Annotated in this window: 16 protein-coding genes, 1 tRNA gene and 1 rRNA gene; 8 read left to right on the forward strand and 10 right to left on the reverse strand. The window is 64.7% G+C overall.

Annotated elements, in window-relative coordinates; all coding sequences use genetic code 11:
• Positions 1-110: ribosomal RNA gene (gene rrf, locus AC50X7_RS16085) — 5S ribosomal RNA — on the forward strand; the annotation flags it as partial.
• Positions 111-245: 135 nt separating this feature from the next.
• Positions 246-752 carry an SRPBCC family protein gene (locus AC50X7_RS16090; RefSeq protein ID WP_494979938.1) on the forward strand — a complete coding sequence of 169 codons (507 nt, stop codon included), beginning with the start codon at positions 246-248 and terminating at the stop codon, positions 750-752.
• Positions 753-780: 28 nt separating this feature from the next.
• Here AC50X7_RS16090 and AC50X7_RS16095 read toward each other — a convergent pair whose 3' ends face one another.
• Both AC50X7_RS16095 and AC50X7_RS16100 read right to left on the reverse strand, forming a co-directional pair.
• Positions 781-1833, reverse strand: a complete 1053-nt coding sequence (locus AC50X7_RS16095; protein ID WP_494979939.1) for a LacI family DNA-binding transcriptional regulator — start codon at positions 1831-1833, stop codon at positions 781-783.
• Between the two features lie 2 nt (positions 1834-1835).
• Entirely contained in the window at positions 1836-3581 is a 1746-nt protein-coding gene (locus AC50X7_RS16100) for a glycoside hydrolase family 13 protein (protein ID WP_494979940.1), read from the reverse strand.
• A gap of 216 nt (positions 3582-3797) precedes the next feature.
• On the opposite strand from AC50X7_RS16100, the gene AC50X7_RS16105 reads away from it, so the two are divergent.
• The gene (locus AC50X7_RS16105; RefSeq protein WP_494979941.1) at positions 3798-5168 is read left to right on the forward strand and encodes an FAD-binding oxidoreductase; all 1371 of its coding nucleotides are present in this window, start codon (positions 3798-3800) and stop codon (positions 5166-5168) included.
• Between the two features lie 2 nt (positions 5169-5170).
• Here the strand turns inward: AC50X7_RS16105 and AC50X7_RS16110 are convergent, their stop codons facing one another.
• The 4 genes from AC50X7_RS16110 to AC50X7_RS16125 form a co-directional block, all read right to left on the reverse strand.
• Positions 5171-6589, reverse strand: a complete 1419-nt coding sequence (locus AC50X7_RS16110) for a DUF4032 domain-containing protein (protein ID WP_494979942.1) — start codon at positions 6587-6589, stop codon at positions 5171-5173.
• 109 nt (positions 6590-6698) lie between these two features.
• Positions 6699-7781 carry an ABC transporter ATP-binding protein gene (locus tag AC50X7_RS16115; protein ID WP_142043703.1) on the reverse strand — a complete coding sequence of 361 codons (1083 nt, stop codon included), beginning with the start codon at positions 7779-7781 and terminating at the stop codon, positions 6699-6701.
• Between the two features lie 211 nt (positions 7782-7992).
• A complete protein-coding gene (gene otsB, locus AC50X7_RS16120; protein ID WP_494979998.1) occupies positions 7993-8835 on the reverse strand; it encodes a trehalose-phosphatase in 843 nt (280 codons plus the stop codon).
• Positions 8825-10327, reverse strand: coding sequence for an alpha,alpha-trehalose-phosphate synthase (UDP-forming) (locus AC50X7_RS16125; protein WP_494979943.1), 1503 nt, complete (start codon positions 10325-10327; stop codon positions 8825-8827). Before AC50X7_RS16125 ends, otsB begins: the two co-directional genes overlap by 11 nt.
• 178 nt (positions 10328-10505) lie before the next feature.
• Here AC50X7_RS16125 and AC50X7_RS16130 point away from each other — a divergent pair, with 178 nt between their 5' ends.
• On the forward strand, positions 10506-11381 hold the full coding sequence (locus AC50X7_RS16130) for a DsbA family protein (RefSeq protein ID WP_494979944.1): 876 nt from the start codon (positions 10506-10508) through the stop codon (positions 11379-11381).
• 165 nt (positions 11382-11546) lie between these two features.
• Positions 11547-11620, forward strand: a tRNA-Thr gene (locus AC50X7_RS16135).
• 43 nt (positions 11621-11663) lie between these two features.
• Here the strand turns inward: AC50X7_RS16135 and AC50X7_RS16140 are convergent.
• Complete coding sequence (locus AC50X7_RS16140) at positions 11664-13085, reverse strand: FAD-binding oxidoreductase (protein ID WP_494979945.1); 1422 nt, start codon at positions 13083-13085, stop codon at positions 11664-11666.
• A 481-nt stretch (positions 13086-13566) separates the two neighbouring features.
• On the opposite strand from AC50X7_RS16140, the gene AC50X7_RS16145 reads away from it, so the two are divergent.
• Together AC50X7_RS16145 and AC50X7_RS16150 are read left to right on the forward strand one after the other, a co-directional pair.
• Positions 13567-13869, forward strand: coding sequence for a DUF4193 domain-containing protein (locus AC50X7_RS16145; protein WP_104044729.1), 303 nt, complete (start codon positions 13567-13569; stop codon positions 13867-13869).
• Positions 13870-14145: 276 nt separating this feature from the next.
• Entirely contained in the window at positions 14146-14694 is a 549-nt protein-coding gene (locus tag AC50X7_RS16150) for an AMIN-like domain-containing (lipo)protein (RefSeq protein WP_307096513.1), read from the forward strand.
• A gap of 85 nt (positions 14695-14779) precedes the next feature.
• On the opposite strand, the gene AC50X7_RS16155 is transcribed toward AC50X7_RS16150, so the two are convergent.
• From AC50X7_RS16155 to AC50X7_RS16165, 3 genes are all read right to left on the reverse strand, one after another.
• Positions 14780-16330 carry an APC family permease gene (locus AC50X7_RS16155; protein WP_494979946.1) on the reverse strand — a complete coding sequence of 517 codons (1551 nt, stop codon included), beginning with the start codon at positions 16328-16330 and terminating at the stop codon, positions 14780-14782.
• Positions 16327-17352, reverse strand: coding sequence for an agmatine deiminase family protein (locus AC50X7_RS16160; protein WP_494979999.1), 1026 nt, complete (start codon positions 17350-17352; stop codon positions 16327-16329). The genes AC50X7_RS16155 and AC50X7_RS16160 overlap by 4 nt, the downstream gene beginning before the upstream one ends.
• 65 nt (positions 17353-17417) lie before the next feature.
• Positions 17418-18446, reverse strand: a complete 1029-nt coding sequence (locus AC50X7_RS16165; protein WP_494979947.1) for a nitrilase-related carbon-nitrogen hydrolase — start codon at positions 18444-18446, stop codon at positions 17418-17420.
• A 215-nt stretch (positions 18447-18661) separates the two neighbouring features.
• On the opposite strand from AC50X7_RS16165, the gene AC50X7_RS16170 reads away from it, so the two are divergent.
• Positions 18662-19141: a Dps family protein gene (locus AC50X7_RS16170; RefSeq protein ID WP_307096509.1), complete on the forward strand. Its 480-nt coding sequence runs from the start codon at positions 18662-18664 to the stop codon at positions 19139-19141.
• The last annotated feature ends 70 nt before the right edge of the window (positions 19142-19211 follow it).

Genomic DNA, 19211 nt, shown 5'->3' on the forward strand with positions numbered 1-19211 from the left:
GTCATAGCGTGGGGGAAACGCCCGGTCCCATTCCGAACCCGGAAGCTAAGACCCACAGCGCCGATGGTACTGCACCCGGGAGGGTGTGGGAGAGTAGGTCACCGCCGGACATAAATTAGAGTAGGGCCCTGACACCACGTCAGGGCCCTACCACTTTAACCACCACACCACGCAGCGCAGCTGCGGCAGAAGCCAGCAGGTGAGCGGGCGTTGCAGGGCGGGCTGCGCGGGTAGAGTGGAGCACCATGAACAGCCTCTTCAGCCATGGCAGCGAACCGTTCGGAAGCGATGAAAAGAGCTCATTCGAGCTCCTTGAGCCCGTCGTCAACACAGTGGTTGTGCCGGGAAGCGTGGCCCACGCCTTCGCCGGCTTCACCGACCACACGCACCTTTGGTGGCCGTTCGATACCCTCGGCGTGTACGGTACGGGATCCTATGTCGAGTTCGAGGAGAACCTCATCCTCGAAACCGCAGACAACGGCCGGACCAGCATCTGGGGGACGCTTGACGACTGGCAGCCGCCGCTGTCCTTTCACGCGACGTGGCACCCTGGCTCCAGTGCGATGTGGTCCACCGAGCTGCTCGTGGCCTTTCGCGCAGTGGAGGAGGGTACGGAAGTCCGCATCTTCCACGACGGCTGGGAAGGGGCCGAGAACCCGTCCGCAACCCGAGCCCAATACATTGCCGCCTGGCCACTGATCCTTGCCAGGTATAGCCGCTTTATGGGCGTCCCCGGGGCTGGCGAGGCCTAGGCCCAACGCACGGCCGCAGGAAGGAAGGTCAGGGCCGCTTACGGCCGGATTCGTCCGGCGGCACAGCCGTGCTGGTCCTGATCACGAACTCCGTCCGGAACTCCTGGTCAGCTTGCGGCGGTACCGGGCCGCCGTCGGATCCGCTCTTAGGCTCCAGTAACTGCAGCGCGGTCCTGGCAGCGAGGGCGCCCTGCCCGCGAGGGTCCTGATCGATGGTGGTCAGGCCGAAGGTCTCACCCAGTTCGTGCCCGTCCATGCCTACCACCGAGAGATCCCGGGGAACCTGCAGGCCGAAGTCCCGGGCTGCCAGTATGGTGCCTACCGCCATCTCGTCGGAGGCGGCGAAGACACCCGTGGGGCGCTCCGTTGAAGCGCCCAACAGCCGGCGGGCAGCGGTGTAGGCACCGTGGACAGTGAAGTCGGCGGCGATCTCCCATTCCGGCCGGATCTCCAAGCCAGCGGCATCCATGGCCTGTTGGTAGCCTGCTTGCCGGATGCCCGGCAGCTTGAAGTCCTGATTCATGGCTGCGTCGCCGGTGACATGGGCTATCCGGGCATGTCCCAGCGTGATGAGGTGGTCGGTCGCCATCCTGGCCAGACGCCCGTCGTCGATCCTGATCGTGGACGCTCCGGGCAGCGTGCCGCCAATGCCCACAATGGGGCGGTGGACAGCCAGCAGCTGCTGGATCTCGTCATCGCTGAGCACCAGCGCCACGGCGATCACAGCGTCGAGACGCTTCCGGAGCAGGAAGTCGTTCAGCACGCTTTGCCGGCGCTCCGGCTGGTCGCCCACGTTGTAGAGCGTCAGGTCGTAACCGGCATCCAAAAGGGTGGCAGACGCACCCTCCAGCACTGAAGAGAAATACCAGCGGTGGATGGAGGGCACCACCAGGCCAATATTGTGGTTCCGCCCGGAAGCCAGGCTGGAGGCGTGATAGGACGGGACAAACCCCAGTTCCCCCGCCGCCTCCAGCGCGAGTTTCCGGCTCTTGGCAGAGACGTTTGATTTTCCGCTCAGCGCCCGTGAGACGGTTGCGACGGATAAACCCGCCTTGTCTGCGACGTCCTTTATGCCGGCCATGCTCAATTGGCTGAGGTGTCCGGTCCAATCCGGATCCAGGCGGTTTCGCCCGAAGCCAGCGGGCCGTCCCACCCTGAAGACTCCAGACCCGAAGACGCGCTGCGGACGAGGACCTGGCCGGCGGGCATTTCCAGCGGCTCGTGATTGAGGTTCATAAGCACCAGCGTAGTGCCGTTGACGTACGCCAGGGACGACCCCGTGCACCAGTCCTCCGCCCATGCCAAGGATCCGCGGCCCAGGTCCAGTCCGCGGCGGATCTCCAGCATGTTCCGGTACAGGGACAGGTGCGACGACGGCAGGCTGGCCTGCAGGTCACGGGCCAATCCAGCGAAGGATGATGGCATCGGCAGCCAGGGATCGTTGCCGGAGCCGAAGCCGAAGTGCGGTTCATCGGCCCGCCACGGCAAGGGAACTCGGCAGCCGTCACGGCCCAGCCGTTGCCCGCCTGTCCGGGCGAATGTGGGGTCCTGGCGCTGGTGCTCAGGGATGTCGATGCCGTCAGGCAGCCCAAGCTCCTCGCCCTGGTATAGATAAGCAGCCCCGGGCAGCCCCAGCATAAACAGCGAAGCGGCAGCAGCCCGGTGCCGGCCCAGAGCCGTGTCAGGTTGCGGATCGGCCGGGCCGATGCCGTCACCATCGCGGGGCCCATGCCCGTTGTAGCCGAAGCGGCTGGCATGCCGGACGACGTCGTGATTGGAAAGCACCCAGGTGCTGGGAGCACCGACGGCGCCCAGGACGGTCAGGGAGTCCGTGATGACCGACCGCAACCGGTATACGTCCAGCCCGGCGTGCAGGTACGGGAAGTTGAAAGCCTGGTGCATCTCGTCGGACCTGACCCAGTGGGCGAGGCGGGGGAGGTCCACGCTGGCTTCCGCGCAGAGGATCCGGTCCGGGCCGTACTGGTCAAGGATCCTCCGCCAGGCACGGTAAATGTCGTGGATGGCCGGCTGTCCGAACATGGGTGCCTCATGACCCGGGAAGCCGTCCGAACTTCCGCCGTCGGCCCGCCCTCCCCAGGCAGGAAGCCCCGGTGCTTTAACCAGCGCGTGGGCCACGTCCACACGGAAACCTGAGACGCCCCGGTCCAGCCAGAACCGGAGTATCCGCTCAAACTCGGTGTGGACGGCGGGGTTGTCCCAGTTGAAGTCGGGCTGGGATGAATCAAAAAGGTGCAGGTACCACTGGTCGGGCTGCCCATCAGGTCCGGTTACCCGGGTCCATGCGGGACCGCCGAAGTGGGACTGCCAGTTGTTGGGCGGCTCGTGGCCTTCGGGCCCATTGCCGTCCCGGAAGATAAACATGTCCCGCTCGGGGCTTCCGGCAGGCGCCGCGAGGGCTGCCTGGAACAGCACGTGCTGGTCGGAGCAGTGGTTGGGCACGAGGTCCACGATCACGCGCAGTCCCAGCCGGTGGGATTCTGCCATCATGACGTCGAAGTCCCCGAGGGTGCCGAAGAGCGGGTCCACGTCGCAGTAATCGCTGACGTCATAGCCGGCATCGCGCTGGGGGGAACGGTAAAAGGGTGACAGCCAAACGGCGTCGACCCCAAGCTCGGCCAGGTGCGGCAGTTCCTCCGTGATGCCCGGAATGTCTCCCACGCCGTCGCCGTTGAGGTCGCGGAACGAGCGCGGGTACACCTGGTAGATCACGGCCGAGCGCCACCAGCCGGGCTGGCTGTCCTCCGAGTGGATCAGGGTCAGCGGCCCGGTGTGCGGTGCGGTGGTGGGCGTCACAGTTTCAACAGACATGGAAGCAAGCTTAGCTTGTTCAGCGCACCTCTTGGAAACGCTTCCATGCTTCTAGGGCAGGAAATGCCCCAGCGGAAATGCCTTTTGGCAGGTCAGGACTGGAAGCGCTTGCAAAAGATCGCTCATCCTCGCACCGCCCCTGGGAGCTGCCCGCCCTGAAGCCGCAGGGCGCCGTCCTACACTGGTGGGACATGTGCGACGAAGGATGGAGGCTTCGTGGGAAGCGTAGTTGAGGAACTGGAAACCACGCTGGCGGCCGGCCAGGTGGATCGGACGGAAGCAACCCTCAGCCGGTACGCGGTGGACCAGGCGCCCATCCTCGATTACCAGCTCCCGCTGGCAGTGGTGTTCCCGGAATCAGTGGCAGACGTGCAGGCAGTGGTGAAGATCTGCGCTGCCGGTGCCGTGCCGATTGTGCCGCGGGGCGCGGGAACGGGAGTGTCCGGCGGCGCCCACGCCACCAAAGACTGCATCATCCTGTCCCTTGAGCGCATGGACAGGATTCTGCAACTGAATCCTGACGACGAAACGGCAGCGGTGGAACCGGGAGTTATCAACGCCGTCCTCAACGAGGCAGCAGCGGCGCATGGCCTGATGTATGCGCCGGACCCGGCCAGCTTCCGCAGTTCCACGATTGGCGGCAACGTGGCCACCAACGCGGGCGGCCTGCGGTGCGCCAAGTACGGAGTCACCAGGGACTCGGTCCTTGCGCTGGACGTTGTGCTGGCGGACGGCTCGCTCATCCATACCGGCCACCAGACCTTCAAGGGCGTGGCCGGCTATGACCTGACCGGACTGTTCGTCGGCTCGGAGGGAACGCTTGGCATCGTGGTAGGAGTGACGGTGCGCCTGAAGTACCTTTCCCGGGAAGTGCACACTGTTGCAGCCTTTTACCCGGACTTCCGTCTCGCCGCCGCGGGCGTACTGGCCGTGGGCAGGGCGCGGGTCCAGCCCGCCATCATGGAATTGCTCGACGGCGGTACGCTGGCCCAGCTGGACGAGATCCACGGCTCGGACCTTACGGCGCGCGGCCGGTCGCTGCTCCTGATCCAGACGGACGGCTTCGGCGCTGCCGCCGAGGCGGAAGTGGTCCGGGAAGTCCTGAAGGCCGGCGGGGCGACTGTTACCACCGAGGCCAGCGCGGAGGCAGAACGGCTGGTGGAGCTTCGGCGCCACAGCCGGGGCGTGGAAGTCGATGACGAGTACCGGGTGGGAGAGGATGTCGCAGTGCCCCGCTCGAGCCTCGTTGACTATGTCACTGCCCTCGAGGGCATGGCCGCCGGCAACGGCGTGAACCTGAAGGTGGTGGCACACGCCGGCGACGGCAACCTGCACCCCACCTTCTGGATTAACCGGAAGGCGAACATGGCGGATCCGGATGCGATGGCGCGGCTGCAGCAAGTACTGGACGAATCCATCACGGCAGCACTGCGGATGGGTGGAACCATTACCGGGGAACACGGCGTAGGGCAGTACAAACTGCGGTGGCTGGGCCAGGAGCAGCCGGAACCGATCCGGGAGCTCCAGCGCAGGATCAAGGAACTGTTCGATCCTGCCGGCATCCTGAATCCCGGTAAGGCGATTTAGCCTTAGTCGTCCGAGTCCGGGTACTCGTCGATCGACTCGTCGTCGCCGTAGCGTGACTCTTCCGTCTCCACTTCGAGGATTTTCAGCATCCCGGTGTCAGGGTTGAGCATGATCGCGGCCTCGTCCCGGCGGTGCCGGAGGATGGAGTCGATGTAGGACTGCACTGCTTCCGCCAGGGGGATGTGCCGCTCCTGCTTTTCGGACATGTACCAGCGGTGCTCCAGGACCTCGTGCACAACCTCAGCGGGCTCGAGCTTGCCGGAGAGGTCCCGCGGAATGGAGCGAACGATCGGCTCGAAGATCTGGCTGACCCAAAGGTGCGCGCTGTACTCCTCATCCATGTCCGGATTGTTGTCGGCCCGGAAGGAGTCCATGTCGTTCAGGAGCCGGCGCGCCTGGTTCTCCTGCGCGTCGATACCCGTGAGCCGTAGCAGGCGGCGCTGGTGGTGCCCGGCGTCCACCACCTTGGGCTGCAGCTGGATGGTGGACCCGTTCTGGGTGGTCTTGATGGCGTATTCCTCGACGTCGAACCCGAGTTCGTTGAGCCGGCGGATGCGGGCACTCACGCGCCAGCGTTCGCCCAGTTCGAAGGATTCCTTTTCGGTGAGCTCGGCCCACAGGCGGCGGTAGCTGTCCATGATCAGCTCGCTGGTGGCCACGGGGTCCACTTTTTCCTCGATGAGTCCGCCGTCCAGCAGGTCCATCAGTTCGCCTGCGATGTTTACCCGGGCAATTTCCAGGTCGTACTCGCGCTGGCCGGTGGACAGGTCCGGGTAGAGCTCACCGGTTTCGGCGTCCACCAGATAGGCCGCGAATGCGCCCGCATCGCGGCGGAACAGGGTGTTGGACAGCGAAACGTCACCCCAGTAGAAACCGATCAGGTGCAGCCGCACCATCAGCAGCGCCTGCGCGTCAATGAGGCGGGTGAGCGTGTCCTTGCGGAGCATCTGCGAGAACAGGGCACGGTACGGCATGGAAAACTTCAGGTGCCGGGTCACCAGTACCGGGTTCAGCGGCCGCCCGTCCAGTGTGGTGCGGCCGGTGATAACGGCGACGGGCTCCACGCATGGAACGTCCAGCCGGGCCAGCTTGCGGAGCATGTGGTATTCATGCCGGGCGACGTGCTCGGAGGTTTCCTTGATGGCGATCACGGAGCCGCCGAGGTGGGCGAAGCGGACGATGTGCCGGGAGATGCCGCGGGGGAGTGCGGCCAGGTTCTCTGCGGGCCAGTCCTCCAGCGCGATGTGCCACGGCAGGTCGAGCAGTTCAGGGTCGGCCGCCGCCGCCGTGATGTTCAGGGAACTGGAGACCGAAGCGAGCTTGCCGTCGTCCGCGCTGGCAGCCACGAACCGGGGCAGTTTCCCCACCTGCGCATAGTCGGTGGGTTCATCGTGCCACTGGGCGCTGTATTCCTCGGTCATGAGTCAATTCTTCCGTACATAGGCGTGGCCAGCTAATTCTTCCGCCGGCGCAGTTAAAGGCCGACGGCGGCCGTCCAGTAAGGAGGGCCGCCGTCGGTAATGCTAAAGGTCAGTCGCCCAGGCGCAGGCCGGTCTTGGTGTCGAACAGGTGCACGTGGCCCGACTGCGGACGGACGTAGATGGACTCGCCCTTCATCGGGGGGCGGCGGCCGTCGACGCGTGCCACGATGTCGTGGTCCTTGCCGTCAAGCGTGGTGTGGCCGTAGACGTAAGCGTCGGCACCGAGCTCCTCGACGACGTCGACCTCTACCTTCAGGCCTTCACCGTGCGGAGCGGTCTCGAGGTCCTCCGGGCGGGAGCCCAGGGTCACGGTGGAGCCGTGTGCCTCTTCAAGAACGGAGCGGGGTACCGGGTAAACGGTGCCGCCGAACTGCACGCCACCGTCGACAACCGGCAGTTCGAGCAGGTTCATGGCGGGGGAGCCGATGAAGCCGGCAACGAAGACGTTCTTGGGCTTGTCGTAGAGGTTGCGCGGGGTGTCAACCTGCATCAGCAGGCCGTCCTTCAGCACAGCCACGCGGTCGCCCATGGTCATTGCCTCGACCTGGTCGTGCGTCACGTAAACGGTGGTGACGCCCAGGCGCCGGGTCAGGGACGCAATCTGGGTGCGGGTCTGCACGCGGAGCTTGGCGTCCAGGTTGGACAGCGGCTCATCCATGAGGAAGACCTGCGGGTTACGCACGATGGCGCGGCCCATGGCAACACGCTGGCGCTGACCGCCGGAGAGTGCCTTCGGCTTGCGGTCCAGGTAAGGCTCAAGGTCAAGGAGCTTGGCGGCTTCACGGACGCGCTCGGCGCGCTCTTCCTTGGAAACGCCGGCGATCTTCAGTGCGAAGCCCATGTTGTCAGCAACAGTCATGTGCGGGTACAGCGCGTAGTTCTGGAAAACCATTGCGATGTCGCGGTCCTTCGGCGGAACGTCGGTGACGTCGCGGTCGCCAATGAGGATGCGGCCGGCGTTGACGTCCTCAAGCCCGGCGAGCATGCGCAGGGAGGTGGACTTGCCGCAACCGGAGGGTCCAACAAGGACCAGGAATTCGCCATCGGCGATGTCGATGTTGAGCTTGTCGACGGCGGGCTTTTCTGTGCCCGGGTACAGACGCGTAGCGTTATCAAAAGTAACTGTAGCCACAGTTATCAATCCCTTCACCGGCAGGTACGTGCCGGACGATCCGTTGTGAATGGTTCATGTTTGTTCAGTTTTGTGCTGCAGACGATCTTCAGCCAAGGCTTGAAAGCGCCGAGTGACGCCGCACGGTGCTTGTGCGCCACATCACAAGCAAGAGTATGTCAGATGTTGTGCTTTTGGTCCCATATGTTACGGACGTCACATATGACCTTGCTCAACTTCTGCCCTGGAAACCCTGCTGGTCTTCCTCGGCGACGGCCAGGGTCCGCTCGTGAAGCAGCACCTCCAGCAGCTCCGCCACGTGCACGGGTGCCTCCACGCGGTACTGGGCCTGGGTGAAATCAAGGCCCACCTTCACGCCCACGTCCCTTGGCTCCAGGCGGGCCAGAGCATCCTCGTCGGTGGTGTCGTCCCCGGCAAACAGCACGGCGGTCGCCCCGGTGACCTGGCGCAGGAACGTAACCCCCTCTCCCTTGGAGGCGTTCACCACAGATGTTTCCAGGACCCGCTTTCCGTCCTTGAGGAAGACGCCCTTGCGGTCCTGCAGCAGCGAACGCGCGGCCGAAACCGCGTCCTGTGCGACGTCGTCCTCCGCCTGGCGGGTATGCAGGACCACCCCGGCCGGCTTGTCTTCAAGCATGGTGCCGGGCGCCTCGGCGACGATCTCCGCCAGGATGCTGCGGACCTCGGCCAGTAAAGCCTTTTGGTCATCATCGAGCGACAGGCCGGCAGACCCCGGCCCCAGCCAGGCCTCTGCCCCGTGGCTGCCGATCAGCAGGGTGTCCACCGGCGGCGATGCTACGGTACGCAGGCTGGCGAGGGCGCGTCCGGAGATGAGTGCCGTCGTCGTGCGGGGCAGCACGGCGAGCCCGGCGAAGGCCGTGGCTGCGCGCGGAAGGGGGCGGGCGTCGTCGGCGTGGCCCACAATGGGCGCCATGGTGCCGTCGAAGTCCATGGCCACCAGCAAATGGTCCGTCGCAGCGACCCGGCGGAGGGCCTCGCGAAGCTCCGGCGTCAGGGCCAACTTGCCGTTGCCGGTCCGGCCGTCAGGAGTCATCACGGACCGCTTTCTCATCGAGGGCACGCAGGAATTCCGCGGACCAGTAGTCCACATCGTGCTCAAGGATCTGCTTGCGCATGGCCCGCATGCGCCGGGAGGCGTCCCGGGGCGACATCTCCACAGCCCGCATGATCGCGCCCTTCAGGCCATCGATGTCGTGCGGGTTCATCAGGAGGGCCTGCTTGAGCTGGTCGGCGGCACCGGCGAACTCGCTGAGCACAAGCGCGCCGTCGTTGTTGGTGCGGGCCGTGACGTACTCCTTTGCCACCAGGTTCATGCCGTCCCGCAGTGCGGTTACCAGCATGACGTCGGCGGCCAGGTACAGGGCCACCATCTCCTCCACGGGGTAGCTGTGGTGCAGGTACCGGACCGCGGTGTTCTCGAGGGTGTCGTAGGTGCCGTTGATGTGGCCCACAGTGCCCTCCACCTCCTCCCGCAGGAGCCGGTACTGCTCAACGCGCTCGCGGCTGGGGCTGGCAACCTGGATGAGGGTGGCGTCAGCCACGGACAGCTTGCCGTCGGCCAGGAGCTCCTCGAACGCCTTCAGCCGGTGCCGGATGCCCTTGGTGTAGTCCAGGCGGTCCACGCCCAGCAGGATGGTTTTCGGGTTGCCGAGGTCCTGGCGGATCTGGCGCGCCCGCTCAATGATCTCCGGCTTTTGGGCCAGCTCGCTGATTTGCTGGACGTCGATGGAGATGGGGAACGCTTGGGCCCGGGCGATGTGCGTGATTTCGCCGTCCTGGCCCTTGACGTGGACCTGCTGCTGCTTGACGCTGGCGCCGAGGAACCGGCGGGCCGAACGCATGAAGTTTCCGGCGTCGCTGGCGCGCTGGAAGCCCACCAGGTCCGCGCCGAGGAGGCCGTCGATGATGGCCTGCCGCCAGGGCAGCTGCGCGAAGATCTCGGGTGGGGGGAACGGAATGTGGTTGAAGAAACCGATGCGGAGGTCCGGCCGCGCTTCCCGCAGCATCCGGGGCACCAGCTGAAGCTGGTAGTCCTGGATCCACACCGTGGCGCCCTCGTCCGCATGGCGTATGACGGCGTCGGCGAACCTTCTGTTGACCTTACGGTAGGCGTCCCACCACGTCCGGTGGAACTCAGGCGGGGCGATGACGTCATGGTAGAGCGGCCACAGCGTGGCATTGGAGAAACCCTCGTAATAGAGCTCGACGTCGTCGGCGCTGAGCTGCACCGGGACCAGGTCCATGCCGCCGTGGCTGAAGGGCTGTACCGTCTCGTCCGGGGCGCCGTGCCAGCCCACCCATGCGCCGTCGGTTTTGGTCATCATCGGTGCCAGCGCGGTCACCAGGCCGCCGGGGGACCGGCGCCATCCGGAGCCGTCGTCGCCGCTTTCGCCGGGAGCGCAGCGGTCAACGGGCAGCCTGTTCGAGACCACCATGAAGTCATACTTTGTTTCCCCGCTGTGGCCGGAGCCGGCGGCGCCGGACCCGGCTGCGGTGGATGGTTTTTCCTGGACGGGTGTTTGCATTGCGGCCCCCTGGGGTTGCTTGTGCCTCTTAGTTCACCCTAACGGGACGGAATCTTCCGTGCTATTCGTCCGTTGGTCAACCGGCAGAATACTTGAACAGGCAAGCTCTCAGTTTTCTCCCCTAAAATGGAAGGGTTGCCACGAATTGGTCCCCCTCGTCGATCGACCCAAGGAACACATGAGCCCCGCAAACGAAGTACGTAAGTCCAAAGCTGAGCGCACCGCGGAGGCCCGCGAGAAAGCGCGGCTGATCCGTGACGCCCAGCTGAAAAAGGACAAGCGCAACAAGCTGCTGATCGGGTGGGGAATTGTGGCGGCTGTTGTGGCCATCCTGGCGATTATCGCCCTGGTGGTGACCACCGGCATCCGGCAGAACACCCCCATTGCAGACCAGGGGCCGGTACCGGCCAGCGCCAACGTCAACGGCGGTGTGACCCTGCTGGCGAACACCGACGTCAAAAAGGCGGACCCCGCGACGGTGGACATGGCCAACCTTCCGGCCAAGCCCGATGCGCAGCCAAGCCCTGTGGTGGCGCCCGGCGCCGGGGCCGAAGCGGGCCAGCCGGTGAAGGTGGTTGCCTACATCGACTTTATCTGCCCGGTCTGCCTGCGGTTCGAAAACACCTACAGCGAGGCGCTCACCACGCTCCGCAATGAAGGCAAGATCACCATGGAGTACCGCCCGCTGGGCTTCCTGGACCGCCAGTCCAGCACCAACTACTCCTCGCGTTCCGCCAACGCCGCGGCCTGCGTAGCCGACAAGGCACCCGACAAGTACGCCGAATACGTTGACGTTCTGTTTGCCAACCAGCCTGCCGAAGGCGGAGCAGGACTGTCTGACGACAAACTGAAGTCCCTGGCCAGTGACATCGGTGCGGACATCAACAGCTGCGTGGACGAGAAGACCTTCCGCCCCTACGTGAAGTACTCCACCCAGTTGGCAGAGAATACCGGCATCACCGGGACGCCCACCGTCTTCATCGACGGCAAGCAGTGGGACGGCACCGCCGACCTGAACGCCGAGATCCAGGCAGCGATCGACGCTAAGGCATAGAGCGTCTCCGGGTGATTTCAGGGCCCGCTTCCGGATAGGTTCCGGAGGCGGGCCCTTCCGTTTGCGCGGGCATGTTCCGCGGGAGCCAAAGCCGGCGTTTTTACCACCGGGAGGACTTGGGCTAACCTTATCTAGCGCCGTTCAGGTGCCCGCCCGCAAGGGCACGCCTCCTTAGCTCAGTTGGCCAGAGCACCGCTCTTGTAAAGCGGGGGTCGTCGGTTCGAATCCGACAGGGGGCTCTTTTTCTTTTCCCAGTCTGCCGGTTTCCCGCCAGAGGGACGACTAGCCGCGCGACGGCGGGATGTTGTGGTTCAGGCGCAGGACGTTCTGCGGATCATAACGGTCCTTAAGGGCAACGAGCCGCTGGTACTTGTCTTGGCCGTAGGCATCCCGCGCAGCGTCCGCCTCCCTGACCCCCAGCTCCGCCCCCAGGAAGTTGACGTATTCGCCCTGCTCGGCAAATGGACGCATCAGCGCATAGGCCTTGCGGGCGAAAGCGGTCAGCCGCTCGTCCTCAGCCGCGTCCCGCCAAAACCCGTAAACGTTGAGCCAGTAACGCGCGGAGCGGTTAGGGAACGCTGTTGCCTCTTCCGGGACCCGCCCAAAGACGCCCTCCAGGTGATGAATATCGATGCCGGTTCCCTCCCACGACAATTCGGAGGCGAAACCAACCACAACGTCCACTACCTCTTCATCCAGCCGTGAGAACGAAACGTTTTTCCAGTAGCCGCGTGAGCCCTTGGGGAACACTGCGTCCATGGCGCTTTGCCAATCCAGCCAGGAAGTGGGTCCCACTTCCTCTTCGTCAGGCGGGGCAACGGCTCGGAGCCGGTCTATGAGGTTGAGGCCGGCCTGGTGGTCGTCACCGGCCCAGGCGACTCCAAGGACCATCCAGGGCTCGTTGCCCATGCCGAACTCGGGCGGGAAGATCAGGAACGAGATGATCGGGTTCATCTCATCAGGCAGGTCCCGGGTCCAGGCATCGAAGGCAATAAGGGCGGACCTCCAGTGCTGTTGCCGGTAGAAGAGGTTGCCCCCCAGGGGTGCCGCCGGAAGGGGACGGGCACGGAAGGTGAAGGAGGATACGACGCCGAAGTTCCCGCCACCGCCACGCAGCCCCCAGAACAACTCGGGGTTCTCGTCGGCGCTGGCGTGTAGGTGCTCTCCGCCGGCGGTGACGATATCGGCGGCTTCCAGGTTGTCCAGGCTCAGTCCGCCCGTCCGGGTCAGCCAGCCCACCCCGCCGCCAAGGGTCAGTCCTGCTACCCCTGTGCCACTGATGACCCCCAAAGGAACGGCCAGCCCATGAGCGGCTGTGGCCCCGTCCACGTCAGCCAGGGTGGCTCCCGGCTCCACGGTGACGAGCCTGCTTTCGGCGTCGACTGCGACAGCCCGGAGCGGTCCCAGATCCAGGACCAGGCCGCCGTCAACGGTGCCATGGCCGGCGATGTTGTGCCCCCCGCCGCGCACGGCAAGCGCCAGCCCGCTGCGCCGCGCCGTATCCAGCACCAGGTCGATGTCCGAGACGGCTCCGGCCCTCGCGATGGCGCGGGGACGGAGATCCACCATCCCGTTCCATACTGCCCGGGCTTCCTCGTAAAGCGGATCCTGCGGCTCGATCAAGGATCCCTGCAGCCGTCCACGCAGGTCCTGCAGTGACTGCTGGACCTCAAGCTCCGGATTGTTGTGATGAACTGTGGCCATCGCTGTTACTTCCAGACTGAAGGCAAGGACAATTCGCCCGTAGTGCCGATGCCGGGAGTCTAGGAGCAGTTCCTTGGACGGGTCAACCGCCTATTTATTCCTCCCCTTAGGAAGCAGGCCGGGATTAATATCGCCGAGACCGGGACGAAACGCGCCCTCAACATTTGCTCCGTACGGTCGGAGGCATGACAGCTCAATTTCCAGCCCGAATCCGTGCCTGGTTCGCGGATACGTTCTCCTGCGAAACTCCTGGCCAGGCTGCAGATGTGATGGCAGACGCGACGCGGTGGGGCTGGCTGCCGGCACTCAGTGGAGTGGCCGTCGGAGCAGACCATGCCCGGAAGCAGCAGCCGGAATCCGCGGCGTCACCACGTGGAATGTCTGCTTGAACACACTTTTGCGCGTGTGAAGGCAGAATGACCTAAACTGCTTCACTGAGGTGCCTGAAATGGTGCTGTGCAGCAACGAAAGTGAACACGCTATGGCTACCGATTACGATGCTCCTCGCAAGCAAGAAGAAGAGTCTCCTGCCGACTCCCTGGAGGCCCTGCAGGCGTCACGCGGCGCCAATGCGCAGACCGCGGTGATCGACCTTGAAGAAAACGACACGGCCGAGGGCATCGACCTGCCCGGTGCCGATCTGTCCAACGAGGAACTGACCGTCATCGTGGTTCCAGAGCAGTCAGATGAGTTCACCTGCTCGTCCTGCTTCCTGGTCCGCCACCGGTCCCAGGTGGCCCGCGAGAAGAACGGCATGAAGTACTGCCGCGACTGCGAAGGCTGAAATCCATACCCAGAACGGCGCCGGCAACCCCTTCAGGGTGACCGGCGCTGTTTGGTCTTTCCGGCGTCGTTATCCGGCATAACGGCCGGGTCCAGAAACGGCACCGGAACGGTTAAGGACGGGGGCAAAAGAGCCCCCGATTTACAGGCGCGTGATGCGGATCCCGGCTTCCTTACGGTTCCGCGCCGAAGCGGCCACAACCCTCGTATTCCGTAGTGCAGCGCTCCTACGCTTGAGCTATCCAATCGCTCCACTCTCCTCTGGATGGCACCCACAATGAAAAAACTCCTCATCTGGCTTACGGCTCTCCTCGTGGCTGTCGGGCTGGGAATTCTGGTTCCGGGGCCCGCCTCGGCTGCCACATCGTATTGCGGTCTTCAATGGGGGTCCCTCGCAAAAGCCGGGCCCAAATTCAGCACCGCCTCCGTCACCAACGTCCGGACCGGGCAGCACTACTGCTTTGACCGGATGGTGGTTGACCTTAACGGCCCGGCTACGGGCTACACGGTCCGGTATGTCCCGAACATCGTCCAGGACGGCTCCGGTTTCACCATTCCGGTCAGGGGCGGCGCACGCCTGCAGGTTTCAGTGCATGCGCCTTCCTATGACCAGAAGGGCAACGTCACGTACAACCCGCGGGCAAAGACCGAACTGTCCAACGTCTCCGGCTACCAGACCTTCCGGCAGGTGGTTTACGCGGGAAGCTTCGAGGGCTACACCAGTGTTGGCCTGGGCGTCCGCGCCCGGCTGCCCTTCCGGGTCTTTACGGTGGCCGGTCCCGGAACAGGTTCACGGCTGATTGTGGACGTGGCCCACTTCTGGTGACACAACAAAGGTGACGCAACGAAAAGGTGCCGCACCCCGGAATCCGGGGTACGGCACCTTTTTGGGTGCTGCAAGGAAGCCGGACCTACTCCGGAACCACCAGGGCGGGAGTGTCCCGCTTGAGGGTTTCGCCGCGGAAGAAGCCGGGACGCATCCGGGACATCACCAGCATGAACACCGCGCCAAGGGCCAGGATGCCCACCCCCAGGACAAATACCAGCCCCACCCCCAACACTTCAGAACCGCTGCCGAACTCCGGAGCCCAGCTGTCCACGGCGGTCTGCAGGAACACGACGAACAATCCCACGCCGCCGAGCACCGGGCAAAGGAAACGCAGCACGATGTTGCGGAGGCCTCTGAAGGCACTGTTGCGGAAGTACCAGGCGCAGGCGAGGGCGGTCAGCCCGTAGTAGAAGCAGATCATCAGGCCAAGCGCCAGAATGGTGTCGTTCAGGACGTTTTCGCTGACCACGTGCATCACGGCGTAGAACCCCGCGGACACGATGCCCGCGGCAATCGTGGCGTAGCCCGGCGTCGCAAAGCGCTTGCTCACGCGGCTGAGCGGCTCAGGCAATGCCCCGTAGTGGGCCATTGCCAGCAGGCTGCGGGAGGGCGACATAAACGTGGACTGCAGCGAGGCAGCGGAGCTGGAGAGCACGGCCAGGGACATCAGGATGGCGAAGGGGCCCATGATGGGGGAGGCCAGGGCCGTGAAGATGTTCTCGTGGTTTTCGGTGTTGTTCAGCCCGTTGCCGGTGTCCCCAACGCCGGCGAACATCATGGTGGCGATGGTTACCAGCAGGTAGATCGCAAGGACAATCAGTGCGGTCAGGGTGCCGGCGAGGCCCGCCGTCTTTTTGCCGTTGGCGGTTTCCTCGTTCACGGTGAGGCAGACGTCCCAGCCCCAGTACACAAAAATGGACAGTGAAATGCCCGCGGCGATCTGCCCGAACGTCTCGATTTTGGTGACGTCGAACCAGTCCCAGCTGAAGGGGATTGCTGTTTCCGAGGTGGACCAGTTGGCGAAGGCCATGGCCACAAACAGGCCGAGCACCAGCAGCTGGAATCCCACCAGTCCGTACTGCACCAGTTTGGTGGTGTGCAGGCCGCGGTAACTCACCCACACGGCAAGGGCAACGAACACAAAGCAGGTCAGCACGTTCAACGGCTTGTTCGCGGCCAGCTCAGCCAGCTCCGGCGAGCCCGTGAGCTGGGAGAGGAAGAGGTAGAAGAAGTCGACAGCCACGCCGGCCAGGTTGGACAACACAATGATGTTGGCGGCGAGCAGCCCCCATCCGCCCATCCAGCCGACCCAGGGACCGAATGCCTTGGTAACCCAGGTGAAGGTGGTGCCGCTGTCCGGGGAGTCGGCGTTGAGCTCCCTGTAGGCCAGCGAGACCAGAATCATCGGGATGAACCCGATCAGGAAAATAACCGGCAGCTGCAGCCCGGCTTCGTTCACCGTTGGCCCCAGCGCGCTGGTGAGCGTGTACGCCGGGGCAATGGTTGAGATACCAAGGACGACGACGGCGAGGAGTCCCAGCTGCCCACCCTTCAGGCCCTTGGGGGTGATTCCGTGGGCGGTGCCGGGAGCATGCCCGCCGGCGGAGGCGTCCTTGCGGATGGTTTCTGTCATGACACCACTTTCTGGGAGGCAGCAGGCTGCTGTTGGGTGATGCAGTGGATCCCCCCGCCGCGGGCAAACAGCTCCCGTGCGTCGATGGCGACGATGCGCCGTCCGGGGTAGGCCTCCGCCAGGATCTGCAGGGCCTTGTCGTCCTGGGGATCATTGAAGCTGCAGGCGATGACGCCGCCGTTGACCACCACGTGGTTGATGTAGCTGTAGTCCACGAAGCCTTCATCGTCCCGGAGTGCTTCGGGAGCGGGGACTGGGATGATGTTCCACTGCCGGCCGGCGGCGTCCGTGGTGCCGCGCAGGAAGTCGATGATTTCCCGGCTGACCTCGAAGTCCGGATGCTCCGGGTTCTCCTGCGAGTGGACCAGCAGCGTGCCGGGGGAGGGGATGGCGGCCACAATGTCCACATGGCCGCGGGTGCCGAAGCGCTCGGAGTCCCGGGTCAGGCCCCGCGGCAGCCACACCACATGGGTGGCGCCGATGGTGCTGGCCAGTTCCTGCTCGACGTCCGCCCGGCTGAGGCCTGGATTGCGTCCGGGATCCAGCTGCACGGTTTCCGTAACGAGGACCGTTCCCTGGCCGTCCACCTGGATGCCGCCGCCCTCGTTCACCAGTGCTGAGACAACGTGCCGCGCACCTGAGCGCCCGGCCACCTCGGCGGCGATCAGGGCATCCTTGTCCCACTTCGCCCAGTCCTGCCCGCCCCAGCCGTTGAACACCCAGTCCACGGCGCCGAGCTGCCCCTCGCCGTCCACGACAAAGGTGGGGCCGATGTCGCGCATCCACGCGTCGTTCAACGGGGCCGCAAGCACCTCAACGTCAGGGTGCAGGTAGGCGGCGGCTGTTGTGACGTCGTCGGGGTCCACCACCATGGTGACAGGCTGGAATTCGACGGCGGCATTCGCCACCGCGGCCCAGGTGGACCGGGCCGCGTGGGCGGCTTCAGCCGACTCACCAAGGGTGTAGCCGCCGGCAGGAAAGGCCATCCAAAGCCGCTCCTGGCGGGCTGTTTCAGCAGGCATCCGCCACTGCTGGGCCTGCGAAGCCAGCAGCGGTACGCCGGCGTCCTGATGCACCGCGGCGGCGGTCACGAGCAGACCTCCGCGAACCCGCGCTCGCCGCCGATGGATTCATTCGGGCGGACGGGTTCGGTGAGGCGGCCGTAGGTGTCCGGGCGGCGCGTTGCGAGGAAGGGGAACAGCGTCAGCCAGTCCTTCCGCTGGTCCAGGTCCACATCAGCTACCAGGACAGCCGATGCATCGCGGGGTGCCTGGGCGAGGATGCGGCCGTAGGGATCGGAGATGAAGGACGATCCGTAAAAGTTCAGGGTGCCTTCACTTCCCCAGCGGTTCGGCGCGATCATAAAGAGCCCGTTGGCGATGCCGTTTCCTACAATCACCTGCTGCCAGAGCGGCTGGGTATCAAAATCGGGGTGGTCAGGCTCTGAACCGATAGCCGTGGGGTAGACCAGGATTTCCGCGCCTCCCAGGGAGTACAGCCGGGCTACTTCAGGGAACCATTCATCCCAGCAGGTGGGCATTCCCAGCCGGGCGCCGCCGAGTTCGGCGGGCGCATGGACCTCGTAGGCGTCAGCGGCGGCCGGGCCCTGGCGGAAGAACTTGTCCTCGTAGTAGCCGGCGGTAACCGGGATGTGGAGTTTGTGCGTCCGTGCCAGGAGCTCGCCCTCGGGTGAGACCAGGATGGCCGTGTTCAGGCCCAGCCCGTCATCCTGTCCGTCAGGGTCTTCGGCCCGCTGGTACAGGGACGCGTGGACGGACACCCCGTAGCGCCGGGCAGCGTCGGCGGTAAACCGGAAGGTGGGGCCAGTGAGCAGGTCCTCGGCGATATCCGAGGGCCGGGAACGGGTGGGGCCCTCGGCGGGATCGTTGTGCGGCAGCGTGTCTGCAGGGTACCGCGAAAGCGTCAGCTCAGGCAGGAAAACAACGGAGGCACCAAGGCGGGCGGCCCGGCCGATGCCCTCGTTCAGTTCGGCCTCGACGGCTGCACTGTCTGCTTGCCACCGGTGCTGGACCACGCCCACGCGCAGGGCTGGCCGGCCGGACGGCGATGTCCGGGCCAGGGAGGCGGGGGCGTCGAGGCAGGTAATTTCAATCATGTTTGCTACTCCATTGAGACGGCGGTCACTAAATGAATGACGTTCATTTAGTATGGGGGGTCCATCCGCCCGGATGCAAGGGGAAATATGAACCGCGTTCGTTTATGTCCAAAAAACAAATTAGTAAGCTCACTGAGAAATTTCCGAGGAGTGCCGTCCTTTGCCGTACGCGGGGCTGGTAGCGTCAGGATTACTGGACCAATCGAGGAGGACGCATGAAAGCTTCACCGACACTGACCAACAATCTGCAGGCTGTGCTCACGGACCTGATCGAGCTGCATATCCAGGGCAAACAGGCCCACTGGAACATCGTGGGAACCAACTTCCGGGACCTCCACCTGCAGTTGGACGAAATCGTTGACGCCGCCCGCCAGTTCGCTGATGATACGGCCGAGCGGATGCGCGCCCTGCACGCGCTCCCTGACGGGCGCAGTTCCACGGTGGCAGAGGCCACGAGTCTCGCTCCCTTCCCTGAGGGGCTGATCAGCACCAAGGATGCCATCGAGCGGATTGTTGCTGCCCTCGAGGCTGCCGTGGGCACCATGCGGAAAGTCCACGATGAAGTTGATGAGGAAGACCCCACGTCGGCTGACCTTCTGCACGAGTTCATCGCCAAGTTCGAGCAGTTCGCATGGATGGTCAACGCCGAAACCATGAAGCCCACCGCGAGCGTGACCGCGCCCGACGCGCAGTAGCTCTCCAGGAGCGCAACACAGCGCCCGGCGCCGGACTTGAAGTCCGGCCGCCGGGCGCTGTTTTCGTGCC

The sequence above is a fragment of the Pseudarthrobacter sp. Hb11 genome (assembly GCF_059383655.1).